Source organism: Leeuwenhoekiella palythoae, assembly GCF_900130045.1.
GTDB lineage: Bacteria > Bacteroidota > Bacteroidia > Flavobacteriales > Flavobacteriaceae > Leeuwenhoekiella > Leeuwenhoekiella palythoae.
In genome coordinates this window covers 231,331-246,519 of the sequence record NZ_FQXT01000005.1, presented here as the reverse complement: position 1 = coordinate 246,519, position 15,189 = coordinate 231,331, and the positions used below count along the sequence as shown (strand labels likewise).

Below are 15,189 nucleotides of genomic sequence, written 5' to 3'. Positions count from 1 at the left end.
ATGATTACCATTTCATCCGTTGCAACCGAACCGCATTTAATATAGCAAGCAGCGCCACGCCCACATCGGCAAATACCGCTTCCCACATTGTGGCAAGACCACCTGCACCGAGAATAAGCACAATTACTTTTACCCCAAATGCCAAGCCAATATTTTGCCAAACGATGCTTCGGGTAGAACGTCCAATTTTAATTGCCCTTGCAATCTTGCTTGGTTGGTCGGTTTGGATGATAACATCTGCCGTCTCAATGGCAACATCGCTGCCCAAACCACCCATTGCGATACCTACACCACTTGCTGCCAATACAGGCGCATCATTAATACCATCGCCTATAAAGGCTACTTTTATGTCTGGTTGTTTTTTGAGTTCTTCTACCTCGTTTAACTTATCTTCCGGTAGTAGGCCACCTTTTGCCCAATCAATATTTAATTCTTTGGAAACCTGTTGTGTAATGGAATCTTTATCGCCTGAAAGCATTATGATTTTTGAAATTCCCGCCTCACGTATTTGCTTAATGGCTTGGTGGGCATCTTCCTTCAGTTCATCTGCAATGGTCACATAACCTGCAAACTTTCCATCAATGGCAACCATTACTATGGATTCTACAATGCTATCGGTTTCAGAAGGTACTTCGATGCTGTTCGAGGTCATCAATGCTTTGTTACCGACCAAAACGGTTTTTCCGTTGACCGTTCCTTTTAATCCTTTTCCGGCGACTTCAGAAACTTCGGTCGCTTCCAAATCTGCACCATCTGCCTTATATTCCAAAATTGCTTTTGCAATGGGATGGGTGGATTGTTCTTCCATCGCCATCAAGTATTGCATAAATTCCGCTTCCGCGAAAGCGGATTTATTGACTACTTCCTTAATCTTAAATACCCCTTTTGTAACAGTTCCTGTTTTGTCCATTACCACAGTATTTACTTTGGTCATTGCGTCCAAAAAGGATGCGCCTTTGAATAGAATACCGTTGCGCGATGCTGCACCCAATCCGCCAAAATAACCCAAGGGAATAGAAATGACCAACGCACAGGGACAGGAAATAACCAAGAAAATCAGCGCACGATAAAGCCAATCCCTAAATACATAATCGTCTACAAAAAAGTAAGGTAAAAACGTTAAACCGATAGCAAGAAATACAACGATAGGTGTGTAAATCCGTGCAAACTTTCTGATGAACAATTCAGTCTTTGATTTACGTGCGGTGGCATTTTGCACCATATCAAGAATACGGGCAATGGAACTGTCCTTAAATTCTTTGGTGGTTTCAACTTCGATGACACCATCGAGATTGATACTTCCCGCAAAAACCTTTTCGCCTTTCGCAATGGTATCGGGCTTGCTTTCGCCTGTTAACGCTGCGGTATTAAACGACCCTTTCTCTGAAAGTAAAATACCATCAAGTGGTACTTTTTCACCCACCCGAACCTGAATTTTCTCGCCAATCTCGACGGTTTCAGGATTGACAGAGACAAAATCATCATCACGATAGACCAATGCTTCATTAGGGCGCACATCGAGTAGTGCTTTAATATTTCTTTTGGCACGGTTGACCGCTGCATTCTGGAACAGTTCACCCACAGCATAGAAAAGCATAACCGCCACACCTTCGGGATATTCGCCTATGGCAAATGCCCCCAATGTGGCAATGGACATTAAGAAAAACTCTGTGAAGAAGTCGCCTTTTAAGATGCTGTTCCAACCTTCCCGTATAACAGGAAATCCCACAGGAATGTAAGCCACAGTGTACCAGACAACTCGAATCCAACCTTTAAAGAAGGGGAAGGCATCAAAATAATCAATAGCAATACCAGCAATTAGCAACACAAAGCTGAAAATGGCGGGCAAATAAGTTCTGAAGTTTGACAATTCTTCCTGACTGCTATGATTGTGTCCGTCATCGTGGCTGTGCTCGCCCTTATGTTCTTTAGGGTCTATGTCGCGTAAATTTACTTTTTTCTTTTTCATCTATTTTGATATCCAAATTTTTGCTTGTTCTTTATCTTTTAAATCGAAGTATTTTACTTCCGAGCTTGTGAAGAAGTCGGTGGCTTTCGCAGCCCATTCTTGCCATTTCTTTTCGCCGACAAACGCCATTTTTCCATAGTCGTTAATATGTGCGGCATCAGTTTTTATGTCTTCCCAAAATCCTTTAAGGGTATAGCCTTCGAAATTTTCCATTTCAAAATAAAAGTCCACTTTATGACCCTTATCGATAATTTGGTGTATGCGTTCGTGGACGGTCTTTAAATTTTCTTCGTCCAATTTGTCCGATAGCATCGCGGCAATAAGGTTTTCTTTTTGTGTGTCTATAAACTGTATCATAATTTTTCAATAATATACTTACAATTTAAGGGTTCTAATTATGCAACGGAAGTGCATTTATTGCCCACTACATTTCTCACAGATGCCTTTCAGAACCAAGTTTGCATCTTCAGCAATGTATCCTTCGGGAAGATTGATGTGTGGAATCTTATGTTCGGTCAAACACACGGTTTCATCGCAGTTGTTGCAATGAAAATGCAGGTGCAAGTCCTGTTCAAGGTCGCAATTACATCCTGGTTCGCATAATGCGTATTTCTGTATTCCGGTGCCATCGTCTATTTGGTGTACCACACCTTTATCCTCAAAGGTTTTAAGGGTGCGGTATAGGGTTGTCCTTTCCGCTTTCGCGAAAGCGGTCTCAATATCCGTTAACGAAATGGCCACTTCCTTTTCTGCCAAATATTTGTAAATGAGTATTCGCATTGCTGTAGGGCGAACACTTTTGTTTTCCAATGTTTTTTCTATTTCTTTCATTATTTATCAAGATTCTTTTTAATGTTTTTTGCTTTGGTAAAGGCTTCCCACCCTTCTTTTGCCGCGTAGGGGACAATTAATAATGCCGCGATAGGATCGGCCCACCACCAGCCTAACCAATTCACAAGTAGTAATCCTAATAAAACTACTACAGTTTGATAAAGGCAAATAAATGTATCCTTTGCATCAGCTTTTAGAGCTGGACTGTCCAATTTGTTACCATATTTTCTTTTGTAATAAATCAAAATGGGATTTACAACCAATGATACCATCAGTATCACAATGCCAATCGTTGACCAAAAAGCCGTTTCTTGACTAATCAGTTTGGATATGGAATCATAGGATATAAAAGCACAGATGAGCGCAAAGGATATCGCAATGACGTAAAGCGTTATCATTTTTCTTTTCTCTACACGCCTTTCATCGATGCCCTTAATTTCGCCGTGCAATCGCCAGCCCAATGTTCCGGCACTTATCACCTCGATGGTACTGTCAAGCCCCCAGCCTATCAAGGCAGAACTGTTGGCAGTAAAGCCTGCGATAAGCGATACGACCACTTCGATGACATCATAGATGACGTTCCAGATTTGAAGTGTTCGGGCTTCCTTTAAGTCTTGTTTTCTTTTAGTATTCATAGTCATAATTTAGAATGTGGATAATTCCGAGACCATTTCGCTCTACATCTAATCCTGATGCCCACCTTCGGATTTGTTCATTACCGCTTTTAGGGTGTATGCGCCTTTTAATACTATGGCCGTGGTATCCTGTATTTCATCATAGCTCTTTACTTGAACAAATTGGTCCGATTTGATTCCCGGTTCAAAGGCCACTTTTTCAAAGTTGATTTCATTTCCGTTGGTCACGGTTTTGATAAAGAAATAGGAAGTTCCCTTATCCGAGATTATGGCAGAAGTCGGCAGCACCCTTGTTTTTTTGCTGTCCTGCATAATTTTTGCTTCCGTATAAAGCCCTGGTATCAACATCTCATTTTCCTTGAAATGGGCGTGTACCCTTATGGTTTTGGAAACCATATCAAGGTTCTTGCCCACCAAGGAAACTTCCGCTTCAAAAACGGGACTGCCCTCAAAGGCCGGAACGGTAAACTGCACCCTTTGTCCTTTCCTTACTTTGGGAATATCCTTTTGAAACACTTGAAGTTCCAAATGCATATGCTCCCTATTGATGACCTGCATAATCTCTTGGCCAGACACTACTTTCTGGCCGTTATGGGCAGATACCGACGTAACCGTACCGCCAAAGGGCGCGCGCAGATAGACCCGATTCTGAATTTTACCGTTCTCTATAGCACTTGCCCTAATCCCTACATAGGCCAATTGCTCTTTCAAAGCAGCCAGTTCGGCTTTTTTTGCCGAATATTCGGATTGTGCCTGTTGTAGGTTTTTCTTTGCGCCTACATCGGCATCGTTTAGGACTTGCTGTCTGTCCAGTTCCTGTTTCAGATAGCTAAGGCGACCGTACACACTTAGATATTCCTGTTGCAGTTTTACATAGGCCGGGTCTTTTAGTTCTACCAATATCTGACCTTTTTTGACCACATCGCCTTCCAGAAAGTTGATCTTGACCACGAATCCATCCAAAAGGGAAGATATGGATGCCATATTGTTGGGCGGTAGTTCAATAGCACCATTGGCCTCGATCGGTGTTTTGATTTCTTCCTGGTCAAAGGTACCATAGGTAAATCCCGCATCCTCAGCCTGTGATTGCGTTAAGGCGATATGTCCTTCTTCGTGATGTCCCATTTCAGGATTTTCCGTCTCTATTTCGGCGGTATCGGTTTGATTGTCCTTACAAGCGGTCAACGATAAAACCGTAAAACCGAAGGCAGCTATTTTTGATAGATAATTCATTTTTTTACTTTTTAGTAGTTAGGTATTCGACTTCCACAACCGATAAATTGTAATTGAGCAGGGCGTCGAACCAATTGATCTTTATGTTGGTCGCTTCGGACAAGCTCTGTATGTATTCGATATAATCGATGCCGCCCACACGAAAAGAAAGGGACGCCCCGTCGAAAAGTTCCTCGCTCATAGGCAGCCCGGTTTCCTCATAATAGGCCACCTGCTGCAACCATTGTTCGTAATTGGCGGTTGCCGTTGCAAGTCGTTTCGATAACGTCAGTTTTTCATTTTTAAACAGTTCCTCTTGGCGCATCCTTTCGATTTTCAGGGCCTGTACGTTCCCTTTTTGGGAATTGAAAATGAGCGGGATGCTTATCCCGGCCTGAAACCCATAAAACCCGCTGGTTCCATCAATCGTCTGTAACGAATATTGCAAGTTGATATCGGGTAACCATTGGGATTGCTGGACATCGGTTTCTTCCTCGGCCAAATTGACCAACTCGTTTCGATAGGAAAGGAAAGCGTTCCCTTCTGTCAAGAGGTCGTTTCCGTCCTCTATCAGTAAAGGGGTATGCTTTATTTCCGATGGGTACACTTCCGCGGAAATTTTCGAGGCCGTCAACTGTTCCAGTTCCAAGACCGCGGAATTGTAGCGTACTTTTGATTCCTTTAGCCTCAGTTCGATTTGTTTTCGATTGCTACTGGCATTTAGTTGTTCCAATTTGGTCGTTTCGCCGGTCTCGTACCGAAGTTTGGCCGCTTTCTCGAAATTGGTGTATAGACTGTCCAGACGATTGTAAAATTGGACCTTCTGATATCCGTTTACCCATTTATAATAGGCCGTTGCCACTTGCCGTTCAAGTTCATTGCGCTGTAGCTGATAGCTTTTTTCAGAAACTACCGTTCGCTGTTTCAACAGTTGTGAGCGCTGGATATAGGTGGTCGGAAAATCGAAATTTTGGCTAATGCCATAGCTATTGATCCCGCTTCCTAGATTGGACTGGTTAACACCGTTGCCGGGTACTTCCTCCTCTGAATAGAAAAAACTCGTATTCGACGGATTGAATGCCGTCGCCTGCAGTTTTCTGTTCTTTGAAATGTTCAGACTATCCGCTTTTAGCATAGGGTTATTTGCAATAGCCCTTTGCTTTAGCTGCTCAAGGGATACGCCCTTGCTTTCCTTCCCGGTCTGTGCGTGGGTTGAAAAAGAAACGAGTAGCAATATCAGCACCGTTGCAATCGAAGGGTTCAGTTCTATTTTTTTAGGTTTTTCGAACCAGCTGTACAAGACTGGCAAAACGATTAACGTAAGTAAGGTTGCCGTGAACAATCCGCCAATGACGACGGTCGCCAGGGGCCTTTGAACTTCCGCACCTGATGAGCCGGAAAGGGCCATAGGCAGAAAGCCTACGATGTCGGTTACAGCTGTCAGGAAGATGGGGCGGAGGCGGGATTTGGCCGCTTTACGTATCCGGGTCTTCAAATCTGTCACACCATCGGCCTTCAGCTCGTTCAAACTGCTTATCAAGACCAGACCGTTGAGAACGGCAACCCCGAACAGGGCTATAAAACCTACCCCTGCGGAAATACTGAACGGCATACCGCGCAACCAAAGCGCAAACACGCCACCTACCGCGGCAAACGGAATGGCAGTATAGATCAAAAGGGATTGCTTCAACGAGCGAAGGCTGATGAACAGGATGACAAAAATGAGCACCAAGGCCAAAGGAACTACCAACGAGAGTCTTTTTTGTGCTCTTTGCAGGTTTTCGAATTCGCCACCATAGGTAACCGAATAGCCGGGCGGAAGGTCGAGCCGCTGTTGCAGGGTATTCTGCATTTCTTCCACCAAGGATTGGGTATCCCTATTGCGTACGTTGACCCCGATGACGATACGGCGGCTTGTATCATCACGTGAAATCTGGGCGGGCGCATCCTCAAAAGTGATGTCCGCCACCTCTCGCAGCGGGATTTTCTGGCCGTTGGCAAGCGGGACATATAGATTTTGAATGGATGCGATGCCCTCACGTGATTTTTCCTGTAGCCTGACGGTAAGGTCGAACCTTCGTTCCCCCTCAAAAACCTTTCCTGTGGTCGCCCCTGCAAAGGCGGTACTAACGATCTGGTTAAGCTCAGAAATGGTAAGTCCGTATTCCGCCATTCGATTCCTTTTGAAATCGATAACGATTTGGGGCAGTCCTACCACCTGTTCCACACGGACATCCGCCGCACCGGAAATACCCCTTATAATTTCCCCGGCCTGGTTTCCTTTTTCCTGTAACAGTTCCAAGTCCTCACCATAAATTTTCACGGCGATATCCTGTTTTACCCCCGTCATCAGTTCGTTGAAACGCATTTCGATTGGTTGGGAAAATTCAACATCCACCCCCGGTAGAACCGATAGGGCTTCTTCCATTTGCTCGGCAAGTTCCTCTTTGCTATCCGTGGAAGTCCATTCATCCTTATTTTTTAGGCTGACCATTATGTCCGCACCTTCAATGGGCATCGGGTCGGTAGGAATTTCGCCCGCCCCGATTTTGGTTACCACAGTCTTGACCTCAGGAAATTTGTCCAATAGTATGGCTTCCAGTTTGCCCATATTCTTGGTCATTTCTTCAAGGGAAGTTCCGGGCGCCATACGTGTTTCCAATGCAAAATCGCCTTCATCCAGTTTTGGGATAAATTCCCCACCCAATGTCGAGAATATGAAAATGGAAATCCCCAAAAGGACTACAGCACCAATGACCACAAGATTTTTTGCTGATAGTGCCCAATCCAGAACAGGACGGTACCTGCGTTCCAGCCAGCCCATAAATTTGTCGCCCCAGGTTTCTTTATCCAGTTTTTTGGAATACAGTAGGCTGGATGCTATCATCGGTACATAGGTTAAGCATAGAATCATTGCGCCTATGATGGCGAATCCGAAAACGAGTGCCATCGGTCGGAACATCTTGCCTTCAATTCCGCTAAGGGTCAGGATTGGAATGAATACGATCAGAATGATAATCTGGCCGAAAATCGCCGCGTTCATCATCTGGGACGAGGATTTGAACGCCAATTTGTTCACCTCGGATTTCCGCTCTTCCTTCGATAGTTTTTTGAGCTTTGCCAGTCTCGCTACCAAAAGGACGACCATTGCCTCTATGATGATGACCGCCCCATCGACAATGATTCCGAAATCTATGGCTCCAAGGCTCATCAGGTTGGCCGAGACGCCAAAAGTGTTCATCATTCCCAATGCAAAAAGCATCGAAAGCGGAATCACGGAGGCTACGATAAGTCCGGAACGCCAAGTTCCCAACAGGAATACCAAAAAGAATATCACGATAAGCCCACCGATAATGAGGTTTTCAGAAATAGTGGATGTCGTCTTTTCTACCAGTCGGGTACGGTCAAGGAAAGGTTTGATGGTAATTCCTTCCGGAAGTGTTTGCTGTATTCTGGCAACATTGTCCTTGACGCGGGCAATGACATCGGCAGAATTGGCATCTTTTAGCATCATTACGATTCCTACGACGGTTTCGCCCTTTCCGTCCTTGGTAGCGGCCCCATAGCGTGGTGCCTTCCCAACACCCACCTCGCCGATCTGGCCAACGGTAAGCGGCACATCGTTCCTGTTCGTGATTACGGTCTGGCGTATATCCTCAAAATCCTTGGCCAATCCCTTGCTGCGTATATAAAAAAGTTCGGGACCTTTTTCGATGTAGCTGCCCCCCGTATTGGCATTGTTCTGTTGCAATGCATTGAAGACTTCGGGCAAGGTCAGGTCATAGGAATTCAATACGGAAGGGTCAATCGCCACTTCGTACTGCTTGATGTACCCGCCCCAGCTACTGATTTCCACTACACCAGGGGTCATACTCAACTGGCGTTTTACAATCCAGTCCTGGATACTTCGCAACTTTACGGCATCGTATTGGGATTCATAGCCAGGTTCTACTTCCAGCGTGTATTGATAGATTTCGCCAAGTCCGGTTGAAATTGGCCCGATAGAGGGTGTTCCCAAATCGGCACCGATATTTTCTTCGGCTTCCTTCAGTTTTTCGTTTACAAGCTGGCGGGGTAAATAAGTACCCATATTTTCTTCAAAGACCACGGTCACCACGGAAAGTCCAAAGCGGGATATGGAACGGATTTCCACTACCCCGGGAATATTGGCCATCGCCAATTCCACGGGATAGGTAATGAATTGTTCCACCTCCTGTGCGGCGAGGTTCTGTGAAGTTGTGATGACCTGCACCTGATTGTTCGTTATATCGGGTACGGCATCAATGGGTATTTGATTGAGCGAGTAGATTCCCCAGCCTGCAATGAGCAGGGTAAACAGCCCAATAATAAGTTTATTAGTGATTGAGAAATCAATGATTCTGTTGATCATAGACAGGGTATTAATTCAGTAAAAAATGAAATGATGTTTTCGCAAATACGAAAACGGCCTTGAAACTTCCTTGAAGAAATTTCAAAACAGGATGTAACTATCTTAAGAGAACTGAATTAAACCCGAGGGGGCTGGAAAAGGGATTCCAAAAATCTGGAATTGAACTGAGAAGTGTAATGGTCGAACTGGCTTTTGCTCTCTGGCCAGTGCGCTTTTATTTCAATACTATTTGAGTTGGCAATGAACACTACAGGATGACAACATTGGTGGTGGGTGTGATTTGGAACTTTGTCTTTTTCAGAACCATCGTGATGCCCTTCCTTATCGCCATCATCGTTAAAATAATCCTCTACTATAAATTCAAAGAAGGAATCGCCGTCATAGACCTTGTGTTCTTGGTAGTGCGTGATGAAATTGGATATTTTTTCCAGTTGCTCGCACATATCCATATCTGTGCCCATTCCCTGAAACAGGAATAGCATTGATAATGATATGGATGTTATGAGTTTCATTTTGAAATGTAAAGATAACAGAATTTTGCTGCAACTGTGTTGCAAAGAATTTTAGGTTATGTGTAAAGGCCAGGAATATATGTTTTAGGTGTCAAAAAAGGTATGGTCAATCTCGCCTGAACAGTTTGATTGAAAACATAATTCTTGAAACCGGAAATTTCAAAAAAATCATTACGTGTAGGTTCAGAATCTAAAGCATAAACCAAACCAAATGGTGGATAGGTAATCTCACCAAGAGTGTGAAACCCTTTTTCCGTTCTTGCCATTCCCCAACCATTTCTGACTTGCTTTGTAGCAGTATGATATACAAAAACCCTTATATTTTCTGGAAGTGCCTGGGAATCTTTATCCAATAGAAATTTTGATAGCCTTTCTAAATTTAGAAGTTGGTCACTTGTATCAATCGACATAAACATAGACAAGACTTGCTTTAGTATGTTGAGAGGTTGAATGGCGTATTCAAAAGCTATAACCTTTGATGCCCAAATTCGATTTGTCACGGCCATCATTCCCATATATGCAAACTTCTTATAGCTTTCGCCGTAGTAACTGCCCGTTAAGTTGTTGCAGGATTTGCAAAGATAATAGCCGCCAGCACCTTGATTACTGCGAATGCGCTTTCCATACAAGGGACTTTTCTTATCGTGAAGATGTACTGATTTCTGAAAAAATACGGGGTTAGTGTTGAACGCACTCTGAGGCGGAACGTGCTCGAACGTTAGTTTGCCAAATTTGCCGCATATTCTGCAAGTACCTTCGCGTGTCGAATAAGGCTTTGTATTTTTTCGGTTAGACCTTCATCTTGTTCTTTAGTTACAGCTTCACGTTCAACACGCAGTCCTAAGCCCTTGGTCTGATTGATATGATTTGAAGTAAATTGATTTACGTGTGTATAGATGATACCTATATCACTATCTAACCGGCTGTCCCAATCAAATCCATAAAGTTCATCCAACCATTCAGTCGGTGTACTTCTAAACATTACATTCGGGTTTTTATAATGGCGGCCATCGTCCAATAGTATAACCATAAGATAGACCCTACTAAAACCAATTTCAGCATATCCATTAGCTTGTTGAGTCCCTTTTTTCTGTACGCTGTTTACCTTATTTATTTTTGGTGGTTTATTCTCTGAAGATTTTGACTTTACAATTTTACATTCTATACCAATGGTATTTTCTGGTTGCCCATCTTCAAAAAGAAGAATATCAATATCGCCGGGCATTTTATTAGGTACTGTGATGGGCTCTTTAATACCGCAATGGTATTTTACAGAATTGGATGCGGGAAATAAGTTTTCAAATAGCATTCTTCGAAAATCGTTATTGTCCATAAGAGAATTAACGGTCTCATCTTCGCTCTCAAAAGTTCGTGTTACGCTAACATCTGGCTTGGGATTGTTTACGAAAAAGGAAATAGTCGATTTACCATCAATACGCTGTCTGTCCGAAAACACAAATTGCGTTACCTCATATTCAGGTTGTTTATTTTTCTGAAATAGTTTTTTGAGTTTGTTCCTGAATCTTGCAAATAACTTCATAGATTAAAATGGCAATACCTGATTTGTAAATTCTTTGAATATTTCGCTGGCTAATGCTTTATCTAAGGCTTTGGCAGTTACCAAATCATACAACTTAGATTTTAATAGTTGACCGAAAGATTTTTTACTCAGCTTCGGAATATCATCCCTCAGCTCATCAAATTCATCAAATATGATTTGTTGGCCCATTCCCAACTTCTTGACTTCTTTTAAAACACTTTCTATAAGTGCTTTTAGCTCTTCTTCAGAACTACTAATTTTTGAGTAGTCTGTTACTTGGGCTTTTCTTGCCTGCTCTATGGCATATTTTCCTTCCAATGTGAGTTTTGCATTGACGTCCTTACCATTAAGACATTCTATTAGATTTCGATTTTCAAGCATTCTTCCAAAGTCCCAATCTTCACTATGGCCGCACAGTTCAATACCATTGCCTTCAAGAATCCATTTAATGGAATGGTACTTTCTATCGTCATACAGGTCGTAAAGTTTGGAAAGAATAAAGTCGAGCTTGCCTTCCGTATCAAGGGTTTTTCGCTCTTCTAAATCAATTTCATCGGCACGAATTATAGCATCAGAAATGAAGAGTATTTTTAGGTAATATTCGAGGCCATTGATTTCATCTTTTAGAGCTTGGATGACATTTTTAATTTTTTGGTCAATGCCTAACTTCATTCCCAGATTATAGCCTCTCTGGGCTTTGAATTCATAAGCGAAATTAATGTGTTCTGGTTCAAAGGATTTTTTAACAAATTCTATCACATTATTTTCCCAAGACTGCTTTGAAGCTTTTAACTCGGCAAATTCTTCTTCAGTTCTTGAAGATTTATATTTTTCAACCAGAGCTTCGCCCTCAATTATATATTTATCGATTTGACTTTTGAAATCTATCCATTTGACCTTTAAAACCATAAGCAAAAATTTTAGCTTATAAAGGTAGAAGAATGAAATTCTAAAATGTTAGAATTATTATGGAAGATGTTCACAGCTGGCAAACATTTTGCTTAAAAATTTACTACACTGTCCAAAGCATCATCGGCATCTTTGTGGATGAAATTTGCTTGATATCTTATCGTTGTAGTTACAGAAGAGTGGCGATATAATTTTTGCAACATCTGGATTGAGATTTTATCACCAGAAATATTTCCAAAGCTATGCCGAGCAATATGCATACTTATATTTTTCTGTATTCCGAGGCTTTTTGCTGCAATTTTTAATCGTCTGTTCAAATTGCGGGTAATGGATTGGGTTCTTTTTGATACTTCCTCGGTGTTATTTAGATTTACACCTTTCAGTTGAGGAAACACGAGGCCATTATAATTTGAGTTTTCCTTGTAATGATTGAAAATTTCGATGGCTTTATCAGGAATTTTGAGTGAAACCAGTTTACTGTTTTTGTTCATTCGGTAGAGTAGGCGCCCATCATTAAAATCTGACCACTTTAATTTTAAAACATCGCCAACGCGTATTCCAGCAAAGTAAAAACTGATAAGCCAAATATGGATTGCCTTTTGTTGTGCTTCGGTAATACCGTTTGCATTTTCTAGCTTTTGTATTTCATCAGCACTAAATCCTATTTTTTGAGCCTCTGGGATTTTGATTGTCATTTTACCTTTTCCAAATGGATATAATCCTCTATCTGCAATTGATTCAGAAATTGCAAGATTGAATATCGTTCTAATAAGGATTAAATAATTCACGACTGTTCTGGGCGCAAGTTTTTTCTTGTGAAGCAGGAAAGTTTCAAACTTTTTAAGAACTGTTGAATTCAGCTTGTTGAACGGAAGAATATCTTTATCAAGAAATTCCTTGAACTTTTTTATTCGCCCAAGTTCAGTGTCATACTGATGATGTTTATTTCTGTTTTTTAAGTTTTGAAGGTGCATTTCAGCTACGGCAAAAAAATCAAGTCCCTTTGTAGCAATAATTTTCGTTTTAATATCCGATACGGTTTGATACTCAGGATTCATTTCAGATTTCAAAACCTTATCGTTAGCTTCTGCAACCTTGGTTGAAATAAAATTATTCAGCATCTTTGAATTAGGGTGCGACTTCCTAACATTGCGGTTTTTCTCGTCCCAAAATTTTACATCTATATATTGACCTGTATTTAGGTAAGAACTTTTACGGTCTTTAGTTATGCGAATAGCAATAGGAAACCTTCCGGCTTTATTTTTCTTTTTTCTTAAAACCACTCTTACTGTTGCCATAATAATTACTTTTGGATTATAAAGATAATTATTTTAGGTACAACATAGGTACAACATTTGTTAGTTTTATTTGATATTATTTGCTGTTAAAATATATTAAATCATATATAAAACATTGATTTATAGTATTTTTAGGTTAAATTGATATGGTAGTATCAAAAACTCATAACCCGAAGGTCACTGGTTCGAGTCCAGTTCCCGCTACTAGCAAAGACAAGGCTTCACAGAAATGTGAAGCCTTTTTGTTTTTGGTTGCGTTGTAAATTATAACAACGTTGAGATTTGCTTTGAGAACTTGTTATTGGGATTCTGGCGGAATTAAAATAAAAAAACCTGCTCGTAAAAGCAGGTTTTTGTGTTGTTTTGTTCTTAAAACCTATTCGAAACCAAGTTCTCCTAAAGCCTTATGGCTGATTTTGATCGCTTCTAGCGGCTCGTGATTGAAGGTTTGATCTTGTTCTACAAAATAGTATTCCATCCCTGATTTTTCCTTATTGGCTAAAATTCTAGCTAAGTCTATGCTGCCTTCTCCTACCGGAGCAAAGCGCCCTTGATCATCCATATCCTTAACGTGCCATAGTTTAAAACGACCCGGATACTTCTCAAAATATGCTACAGGATCTGCACCGGCCTTGGTTACCCAATAAAGATCCATCTGAAAATTCACAAATTCAGGGTCAGTGTTTTCAAGCAAATAATCAATAGGGATAATACCTTCAGCATTTTCTTTATATTCAAAATCGTGATTGTGGTACAGTAGTGTAAGACCTTGCTCTTTGCATTTTTTACCTAACGTGGTTAAAATATCTGCAAGTTCTTTAGGAGTACCTTCCATTCCTAAAGTTTGAGACTCGGCATCAAAAGTGAACATTCCCATTGGCGGAACCGGTACTACAAAATACTTGAACCCGGCTGCTTTAACATCAGCGATCATTTGATTAGCATTCTCTAAACTAACAGATCCTTGATGGGTGCTCATAGGAGTGATGTTGATGCTATCTAAAAAGCTTTTAAAAGCCTCTGGTGTCATTCCGTAGAACATTCCATCTTCGTATCCTGCAGCTTCAACATAGGCATAGCCATCTTCAGCAACGGTTTGTAAAGTGCCTTTTGGGTCTTGGGCCATCGCATCTCTCAGCGTGTATAAAGCGAGTCCGCCAAAATTAGATGCTTCCTCAGTTTCGGTTGTGATTTGAGTGGTCTCTGAATCAGATTTTTTCTTTTCACCACATGAGATGGCAAAAGTGGTCAGTACTAGTAACAGAAAAAATCTGTTGTAAAAAGTTGTTCTCTTAATAAGTGACATAGTGTATGGTTTGTGTGAAGTATTGATTATTGTAATAAAAGCGTTACTGGAAATTATCAAAAAACGAATTTAAGCGTTAAAATATGACAATTTTTTATTTTTATAAGCTTGTCTTATTTTATTTGATATTTGTCAAAACTACATTAGATTTGCGGCATTTTCCGGGACATTAACTCAGTTGGTTTAGAGTGTCACGTCGACAACGTGGAAGTCATTGGTTCGAATCCAATATGTCCCACTTGAAAGCTTAAGTTCAAAGACTTAAGCTTTTTTTATGCATTGTAATCGCCAAAAATACCCGCTATCGGGTATTTTCAATATAAGATATCACAAGTATATTGCATTTGTAATTACAGGTCATTTTAAATTGATGCTTTTATAATTACAAAAAAATCTTGTTGGATTTAGATTTAAAATGGGCTTATAAAGAATAGGGGACTTTATAGGCTCATTTTTATTGGTGCCAAAGGGTATCTGGTAAAAACATTGTATCTAAATTAAAGTATATCCCGTCAATACCTTATAAACTTCCCTCAGAGATGTTCTGCTTATTGAGAAAATTGTGGAGTAAATTCTGATTACTTTAA

Annotated in this window: 12 protein-coding genes and 1 tRNA gene; 1 reads left to right on the top strand and 12 read right to left on the bottom strand. The window is 41.1% G+C overall.

All coding sequences use genetic code 11. The annotated features are described in order from the left end of the window. Positions 1 to 4 precede the first annotated feature (4 nt). From BUA96_RS14415 to BUA96_RS14360, 12 genes are all read right to left on the bottom strand, one after another. Positions 5 to 1,969 (bottom strand): heavy metal translocating P-type ATPase, encoded by a 1,965-nt coding sequence (locus BUA96_RS14415; protein WP_072984221.1) that lies wholly within the window; start codon positions 1,967 to 1,969, stop codon positions 5 to 7. Beyond that, on the bottom strand, positions 1,970 to 2,326 hold the full coding sequence (locus BUA96_RS14410; RefSeq protein WP_072984219.1) for a SpoIIAA family protein: 357 nt from the start codon (positions 2,324 to 2,326) through the stop codon (positions 1,970 to 1,972). Positions 2,327 to 2,383: 57 nt separating this feature from the next. Beyond that, positions 2,384 to 2,800: a Fur family transcriptional regulator gene (locus BUA96_RS14405; protein WP_072984216.1), complete on the bottom strand. Its 417-nt coding sequence runs from the start codon at positions 2,798 to 2,800 to the stop codon at positions 2,384 to 2,386. Further along, positions 2,800 to 3,435 (bottom strand): cation diffusion facilitator family transporter, encoded by a 636-nt coding sequence (locus tag BUA96_RS14400; protein ID WP_072984214.1) that lies wholly within the window; start codon positions 3,433 to 3,435, stop codon positions 2,800 to 2,802. Before BUA96_RS14400 ends, BUA96_RS14405 begins: the two co-directional genes overlap by 1 nt. Positions 3,436 to 3,483: 48 nt before the next feature. Further along, positions 3,484 to 4,668, bottom strand: a complete 1,185-nt coding sequence (locus BUA96_RS14395; RefSeq protein ID WP_072984211.1) for an efflux RND transporter periplasmic adaptor subunit — start codon at positions 4,666 to 4,668, stop codon at positions 3,484 to 3,486. A 4-nt stretch (positions 4,669 to 4,672) separates the two neighbouring features. After that, entirely contained in the window at positions 4,673 to 9,037 is a 4,365-nt protein-coding gene (locus BUA96_RS14390) for a CusA/CzcA family heavy metal efflux RND transporter (protein WP_072984209.1), read from the bottom strand. A 116-nt stretch (positions 9,038 to 9,153) separates the two neighbouring features. Continuing rightward, the gene (locus tag BUA96_RS14385; RefSeq protein ID WP_072984207.1) at positions 9,154 to 9,549 is read right to left on the bottom strand and encodes a hypothetical protein; all 396 of its coding nucleotides are present in this window, start codon (positions 9,547 to 9,549) and stop codon (positions 9,154 to 9,156) included. A gap of 56 nt (positions 9,550 to 9,605) precedes the next feature. Continuing rightward, positions 9,606 to 10,178, bottom strand: a complete 573-nt coding sequence (locus tag BUA96_RS14380; RefSeq protein ID WP_233430656.1) for a hypothetical protein — start codon at positions 10,176 to 10,178, stop codon at positions 9,606 to 9,608. A gap of 89 nt (positions 10,179 to 10,267) precedes the next feature. After that, positions 10,268 to 11,089, bottom strand: a complete 822-nt coding sequence (locus tag BUA96_RS14375) for a hypothetical protein (protein ID WP_072984203.1) — start codon at positions 11,087 to 11,089, stop codon at positions 10,268 to 10,270. 3 nt (positions 11,090 to 11,092) lie between these two features. Continuing rightward, positions 11,093 to 11,998, bottom strand: coding sequence for a hypothetical protein (locus tag BUA96_RS14370; RefSeq protein WP_072984201.1), 906 nt, complete (start codon positions 11,996 to 11,998; stop codon positions 11,093 to 11,095). A gap of 92 nt (positions 11,999 to 12,090) precedes the next feature. After that, a complete protein-coding gene (locus BUA96_RS14365) occupies positions 12,091 to 13,296 on the bottom strand; it encodes a site-specific integrase (protein ID WP_072984199.1) in 1,206 nt (401 codons plus the stop codon). A gap of 376 nt (positions 13,297 to 13,672) precedes the next feature. Beyond that, positions 13,673 to 14,602 (bottom strand): sugar phosphate isomerase/epimerase family protein, encoded by a 930-nt coding sequence (locus BUA96_RS14360; protein WP_072984197.1) that lies wholly within the window; start codon positions 14,600 to 14,602, stop codon positions 13,673 to 13,675. Positions 14,603 to 14,765: 163 nt separating this feature from the next. Between BUA96_RS14360 and BUA96_RS14355 the strand changes: the two genes are divergently transcribed. Then, positions 14,766 to 14,840 (top strand) — tRNA-Val (locus BUA96_RS14355). Positions 14,841 to 15,189 lie beyond the last annotated feature (349 nt).